Origin of the sequence: Pseudomonas sp. W2Oct36 (genome assembly GCF_041060465.1) — a bacterium.
GTDB classification, from domain to species: domain Bacteria; phylum Pseudomonadota; class Gammaproteobacteria; order Pseudomonadales; family Pseudomonadaceae; genus Aquipseudomonas; species Aquipseudomonas graminis_B.
The window spans coordinates 49,559-56,201 of record NZ_JAUERW010000026.1; the positions used below are offsets into that span (position 1 = coordinate 49,559).

The 6,643-nt window shown below is 61.4% G+C and carries 4 protein-coding genes; 3 read left to right on the forward strand and 1 reads right to left on the reverse strand.

What is annotated here, in order from left to right; translation table 11 throughout:
* The first annotated feature begins 47 nt into the window (after positions 1-47).
* The 3 genes from QWI18_RS23695 to QWI18_RS23705 are packed head-to-tail and all read left to right on the forward strand — an operon-like array spanning position 48 to position 5,397.
* Positions 48-1,187 (forward strand): efflux RND transporter periplasmic adaptor subunit, encoded by a 1,140-nt coding sequence (locus tag QWI18_RS23695; protein WP_192135882.1) that lies wholly within the window; start codon positions 48-50, stop codon positions 1,185-1,187.
* Positions 1,184-2,254: an efflux RND transporter periplasmic adaptor subunit gene (locus tag QWI18_RS23700; RefSeq protein ID WP_192135884.1), complete on the forward strand. Its 1,071-nt coding sequence runs from the start codon at positions 1,184-1,186 to the stop codon at positions 2,252-2,254. Before QWI18_RS23695 ends, QWI18_RS23700 begins: the two co-directional genes overlap by 4 nt.
* The gene (locus QWI18_RS23705) at positions 2,251-5,397 is read left to right on the forward strand and encodes an efflux RND transporter permease subunit (protein ID WP_369320013.1); all 3,147 of its coding nucleotides are present in this window, start codon (positions 2,251-2,253) and stop codon (positions 5,395-5,397) included. Before QWI18_RS23700 ends, QWI18_RS23705 begins: the two co-directional genes overlap by 4 nt.
* A 78-nt stretch (positions 5,398-5,475) precedes the next feature.
* Here QWI18_RS23705 and QWI18_RS23710 read toward each other — a convergent pair whose 3' ends face one another.
* Positions 5,476-6,102: a class I SAM-dependent methyltransferase gene (locus tag QWI18_RS23710; RefSeq protein WP_369320014.1), complete on the reverse strand. Its 627-nt coding sequence runs from the start codon at positions 6,100-6,102 to the stop codon at positions 5,476-5,478.
* Between the last annotated feature and the right edge of the window lie 541 nt (positions 6,103-6,643).

Sequence of the window (6,643 nt, forward strand, 5' to 3'; positions counted from 1 at the left end):
GGCGTTCGGCGGCGCGGTGTCGTAATGGCTTGGCACAAGGAGCTTGCATGCCCGCCCAACTCCCTCTTTTTCGTGGTCGTCTGACCGTTATTTCCATCGGTCTGTGCCTGGCCGTTCTCGCCGGCTGTGGCAAGGAAAAGCCCCAGGAGCCCGTGCGCGCACGCGTGCAGGCGCAGGAGGTCAAAACGGTCGATTTCGCTGCGGACGTGGCACTGACCGGGGACGTGCAGGCGCGGGTGCAGACGCAGCTTTCGTTCCGGGTGGGCGGCAAGATCATTCAGCGTTCGGTCGATGTCGGCGATCGGGTGTCGGCCAAGCAAGTGCTGGCCAAACTCGACCCTAAAGACCTGCAAACCAACGTCGACTCCGCCATCGCTGCCGTTGCCGCCGAGCAGGCGCGCGTGAAACAGACCTCCGCCGCCTTCGTGCGTCAGGAAAAACTGCTGCCCAAGGGCTACACCAGTCGCAGTGAATACGATTCGGCCCAGGCGCAATTGCGCGGCAGTCAGAGCGCGCTCAAAGCCGCCCAGGCGCAACTGGCCAACGCCCGCGAGCAACTGAGTTACACCGCCTTGATCGCCGACGCGCCGGGGATCATCACCGCGCGGCAGGCCGAAGTCGGCCAGGTCGTGCAACCGACGGCACCGATCTTCAGTCTGGCCCGTGACGGTGAGCGCGATGCCGTGTTCAACGTTTACGAATCGCTGTTCGTTAACCCGCCCACCGACCAGCCGGTTGAAGTCACGTTGCTGGACAACTCCAAGGTCAAGGCCGTCGGTAAAGTCCGTGAAGTCACGCCAGCCGTGTCAGCGCAGACGGGCACGCTGCAAGTGAAGATCGCACTCAGCTCGCTGCCGCCGGGCATGGACTTGGGTTCGGTGGTCAGTGCCGCCCTGAGCGTGCCGGCCAGGACCAGCGTCGAACTGCCGTGGTCGGCCCTCACCAAGGGCCTGGGCGATCAGCTCGGCCAGCCTGCCGTTTGGGTGGTCGATGGTGACAACAAGGTGAGCCTGCGCGGCGTCACGGTCGGGCGCTACCTGACGGGCAAAGTGATCATCGTCGACGGTTTGAAGAACGGTGAAAAAGTGGTCGTTGCCGGCAACCAGTTATTGCACCCCGACATGCAGGTCGAACTCGCCGACGTGTACCCCGATCCCTCCAAACAACCGACAGGAGACAAGCCATGAAGCGCCTGTCGGGAATCATATTGACCGGTCTGCTGTTAAGCGCCTGCAGCAAGGAAGAGCCGCCGCCGGAGCCGGTTCGGCCGGTGCTGTTCATCGAAGTGAAGCCCCAGGCGCAAGAAAGCCTCGGTCGCTTCGCCGGCAACATTGCCGCGCGCTATGAAAGTACCTTGGGTTTTCGCGTCTCGGGCCGCATCGCCCAGCGCAGTGTCGATGTCGGCGCACAGGTCAAGAAGGGCGACATGCTCGCGGTGCTCGACCCGACGGACCAACAGAACCAGGTGCGCTCGACCCAGGGCGATCTGGCCCGGGTCGAAGCCCAGTTAATCAACGCCCAAGCCAACGCCCGTCGGCAGCACGAGCTGTTTGATCGCGGCGTCGGCGCCCAGGCTGCGCTGGATGTCGCCGTCACCGACCTGAAAACCACCCAGTCTTCCTACGACCAGGCCAAGGCCGCGACGCAACAGGCCAAGGACCAGTTGAGCTACAGCGAGCTGCGCGCCGATCACGATGCCGTCGTCACCGAATGGAAAGTCGAGGCCGGCCAGGTGGTCAGCGCAGGTGAGCAGGTGGTGACACTGGCGCGCCCGGACATCAAGGAGGCAGTCATTGACCTGCCGGCGCAATTGAGTGATCAACTGCCCAGCGACGTCGTCTTCACAGTCGCCAGCCAGTTGGAGCCAGAGATCAACACCACCGCGACCGTGCGAGAACTCGAACCCCAGGCCGAAAGCACCACGCGCACCCGTCGCGCACGTTTGACCCTGGCAGAAACGCCGTCGGCCTTCCGCTTGGGCACAGCGATCAGCGTGACCCTGAGCTCGGCGATCAAACCGCGCATCGAGCTGCCCGCCACCTCCGTGCAGGAAGTGGATGGCAAAACGCAGATCTGGGTCATCGACACGCAGAATCAAACGGTTTCCCCACGCGTCGTCACGGTCGTCAGCCGCAGTGATGATTCCGTGGTACTGGCCGGTGGCGTCAACGATGGCGATCGCATTGTGACCGCCGGCGTCAACAGCCTCAAGCCGGGGCAGAAAATCAAAGTCGATAAGGAAAGCCCACGATGAAAGGGACGTTCAACCTCTCCGATTGGGCGATCAAGCATCAGTCTTTTGTCTGGTACCTGATGTTCGTCGGCCTGCTGATGGGCGTGTTTTCCTACATGAACCTGGGACGCGAAGAAGACCCTTCGTTCACCATCAAGACCATGGTCATACAAACCCGCTGGCCGGGCGCGACCGTGGATGAAACCCTTGAGCAGGTGACCGACCGCATCGAGAAAAAGCTCGAAGAACTCGACTCCCTCGACTACGTGAAGAGCTACACCCGGCCGGGCGAGTCCACTGTTATGGTTTACCTGCGCGACACCACCAGCGCGGAGGCCATTCCTGACATCTGGTACCAGGTGCGCAAGAAGATCGACGATATTCGCGGGCAATTTCCCCAGGGGATTCAAGGCCCGGCGTTCAACGATGAATTCGGCGACGTCTACGGTTCGATTTACGCCTTTACCTCCGACGGCCTGACCCTGCGCCAGCTGCGCGACTACGTGGAGCAAGTGCGCGTCCAGATCCGCGACGTGCCGGGTCTGGGCAAAGTCGAGATGATCGGCGAGCAGGACGAAGTGCTCTACCTGAACTTCTCCACCCGCAAGCTGGCCGCCCTGGGGCTGGATCAACGTCAGGTCGTGCAAAGCCTGCAATCGCAAAACACCGTGACGCCTGCCGGGGTCATCGAGGCGGGTCCTGAGCGCATATCAGTGCGCACCTCCGGCCAGTTCGCGTCGGAAAAAGACCTGGAAAACGTCAACCTGCGCCTCAACGATCGCTTCTATCGCTTGAGCGACATCGCCGAAATTACCCGCGGCTACGTGGATCCGCCCAAGCCGCTGTTCCGCTTCGACGGCAAGACCGCCATCGGCCTGGCCATCGCCATGAAGAAGGGCGGCAACGTTCAGGAGTTCGGCAAGCAGTTGCACGAACGCATGAGCGCCGCGACCGCCGACCTGCCGATTGGCGTGGGCGTGCACGTGGTGTCCGATCAGGCGCAAGTGGTAGAGAAAGCCGTCGGTGGTTTCACCAGCGCGCTGTTCGAGGCGGTGGTGATCGTACTGATCGTGAGCTTCATCAGCCTCGGCATGCGTGCGGGGCTTGTGGTTGCCTGCTCGATCCCGCTGGTGCTGGCGATGGTCTTCGTGTTCATGGAATACAGCGGCATCACCATGCAGCGTATTTCGTTGGGCGCGCTAATCATTGCCCTCGGCCTGTTGGTCGATGACGCGATGATTACCGTGGAGATGATGGTGTCACGCCTTGAAAAAGGTGAGACCAAAGCCCAGGCCGCGACCTACGCCTACACCTCGACGGCCTTCCCGATGCTCACCGGTACGCTGGTGACGGTCGCGGGCTTCGTGCCGATCGGCCTGAACGCCAGCTCGGCAGGTGAATACACCTTTACGCTGTTCGCAGTGATTGCCGTCGCCATGCTGGTGTCGTGGGTCGTTGCCGTGCTGTTCGCGCCGGTGATCGGCGTGCACATCCTCAGCGAAAACGTGAAAAAGCACGATGAGAACGCCAAGCCCGGTCGCATCGCACGGGCGTTCAACGGCTCGATGTTCTGGGCCATGCGCCATCGCTGGCTGACCATCATCATCACGATTTTGCTGTTCGCCACCTCGCTGTTCTGCATGCGCTTCGTGCAAAACCAGTTCTTCCCGTCATCGGACCGGCCGGAGATTCTGGTCGACCTCAACCTGCCGCAGAACGCGTCGATCAACGAGACCCGCCGCGCAGTGGACAAGCTTGAGGCGACCCTCAAGGACGATCCGGACATCGTCAGCTGGAGCACTTACATTGGCGAAGGCGCGGTGCGTTTCTACCTGCCACTGGATCAGCAGCTGGAGAACCCGTACTACGCGCAGTTGGTGATCGTCAGCAAAGGGCTGGAAGAGCGCGGCGCGTTGACCGAGCGCTTGCAAAAACGCTTGCGTGATGACTTCGTCGGCATCGGCACTTATGTGCAGGCGCTGGAAATGGGGCCGCCGGTGGGTCGTCCGATTCAGTACCGGGTCAGCGGCGAGAACATTGATGAAGTGCGCCAGCACGCCATCGAACTCGCCACGCTGTTGGACAAAAACCAGCACATCGGCGAGATGATCTACGACTGGAACGAGCCCGGCAAAGTCCTGCGCATCGACATCAACCAGGACAAGGCGCGGCAGCTGGGCTTGTCGTCCGAGGACGTTGCGCAGTTGATGAACAGCGTCGTGACCGGCTCGGCGGTGACTCAGGTGCGCGACGACATCTACCTGATTAACGTCGTCGGTCGTGCGGTGGATGCCGAGCGCGGGTCACCGGAAACCCTGCAAAACCTGCAGATCGTCACGCCCCAAGGCACGTCGATTCCGCTGCTGGCCTTCGCCAATGTGCGCTACGAACTGGAACAGCCGCTGGTGTGGCGTCGCGATCGCAAACCGACGATCACGCTCAAGGCCGCCGTGAGCGACGACATGCAGCCGACTGACCTGGTCAAGGAACTCAAGCCCGAGATCGACAAATTCGCCGCCGGGTTGCCGGTGGGCTACAAGGTCGCCACGGGCGGCACGGTGGAGGAGAGCGGCAAGGCGCAGGGGCCGATCGCCAAGGTCGTGCCGTTGATGATCTTCCTGATGGCCACGTTCCTGATGATTCAGCTGCACAGCGTGCAGAAGATGTTCATCGTCGCCAGCGTTGCGCCGTTGGGATTGATCGGCGTGGTGCTCGCGCTGGTGCCGACCGGGACGCCGATGGGGTTTGTGGCAATCCTCGGGATTCTGGCGCTGATCGGCATCATCATCCGTAACTCGGTCATTCTGGTGACGCAGATTCATGAGTATGAAGTGGCCGGCTATCTGCCGTGGGATGCGGTGGCGGAGGCGACTGAACACCGTCGTCGTCCGATCCTCCTGACCGCTGCGGCGGCAAGCCTGGGCATGATTCCCATCGCCCGCGAAGTGTTCTGGGGGCCGATGGCCTACGCGATGATCGGCGGGATCATCATCGCGACTCTGTTGACGTTGCTGTTCCTGCCAGCGCTTTACGTGGCCTGGTACAAGATCAAGGAGCCGAGTGACGAAGAGCGTCAGAACGCTGAGCGGGAGAAGCAGGAAAAGAGCGCAGACAATGAGCGCGATCAAGGTGGCGCGGACGAAAGGCCGACGCCTGCTCGATAAACGAACGGCGAGCCGGGATCTGTGCCGGCTCGCCCCGTTGGTGGCGAATCTTGTGACGCGTGAAATGCCTGAATCCCTTCAAGCCTTGCGCCAGACACTCGCCAGCCAGGGTTGCTGATCCCTGGGTAATCCAGCAGGTCGATAGTAGTGCTCGACCTCGGTGAATCCGGCTTCGGTCAGCAGTCCGGTCCATGACGCCAGGTCATGAAACGCGCCATAGCGCTCGCCTTTCCAGCCTTCCTGATTGTCACCCCGGGGATTGGAGCTGAACAATACGCCGCCGGGCTTCAACGCGGCGTGCAATTCGCGCAGCACCCGAGGCAACTCCTGACGAGGGACGTGGAACAGCGAAGCGTTGGCGAAGATGCCGTCGAAACGTTCAGTCGGGAGGTTCAGCTCAAGGAAGTTCTGATGGAGCACGTCGCAGCCGCTGTCGACACGGGCCATGTCGGCGAAACGTTCGGAGCCGTCCAGGCCGGTGGCGATGTGGCCCATGGCGGTGAAGGTTTGCAGGTCACGGCCTGGCCCGCAGCCAAAATCGAGAATCAGAAACGGCGCCGGGCCAGTGATATTGCGCAGCAGCGCGTCGATATTCTGGCTCACATCATGGTCGCGGGTCCCTTCGCGAAAGCCCTCGGCGACCTCGTTGTAATTGCCGAGGGTAGTGGCGGTGATCTGGGCGAGGTCTTCTGAGTCGAGTTTCATGGGGGGGTGTCTGGGCAAATAAGGCCGCCAATATACCCCGCTCGCGAATTGCAATCTCCTGGCGGGACTGCATGCCGTTAGTAGGACCGGCTTCAGCCGGGAAGAGGCCTGTATCAGCGCCATCCATTTTGCAGTGTGACGCCCGACGCATTCCCGGCTAAAGCCGGTTCTACTGAATGAACCCGTGCCAATAGTAGGACCGGCCAAATCCAGTCCTACTGAATGAACGCTGTAAGTGGGACCGGCTTCAGCCGGGAAGAGGCCGGTGGCAGCGCCATCCATTTTGCAGTGTGACGCCTGACGCTTTCCCGGCTAAAGCCGGTCCTACTGAATGAACCCATGCTGTTAGTGGGACCGGCTTCAGCCGGGAAGAGGCCCGTGGCAGCGCCATCAATTTTGCAGTGTCGCACCCGACGCATTCCCGGCTAAAGCCGGTCCTACTGAATGAACCCTGCAGTGGTCTAATTTCCCCGGACACCTCGATAAGTGGAAAATACATTTATCGAGGTGTCTTTCATGACTAGAAAACGCAACAGGTTTG

What these genes read in the sequence shown, in the direction of transcription:
- QWI18_RS23695 (WP_192135882.1), top strand. Translation starts at nt 48, where the DNA reads ATGCCCGCCCAACTCCCTCTTTTTCGTGGTCGTCTGACCGTTATTTCC.
- QWI18_RS23700 (WP_192135884.1), top strand. Translation starts at nt 1,184, where the DNA reads ATGAAGCGCCTGTCGGGAATCATATTGACCGGTCTGCTGTTAAGCGCC.
- QWI18_RS23705 (WP_369320013.1), top strand. Translation starts at nt 2,251, where the DNA reads ATGAAAGGGACGTTCAACCTCTCCGATTGGGCGATCAAGCATCAGTCT.
- QWI18_RS23710 (WP_369320014.1), bottom strand. Translation starts at nt 6,102, where the DNA reads ATGAAACTCGACTCAGAAGACCTCGCCCAGATCACCGCCACTACCCTC.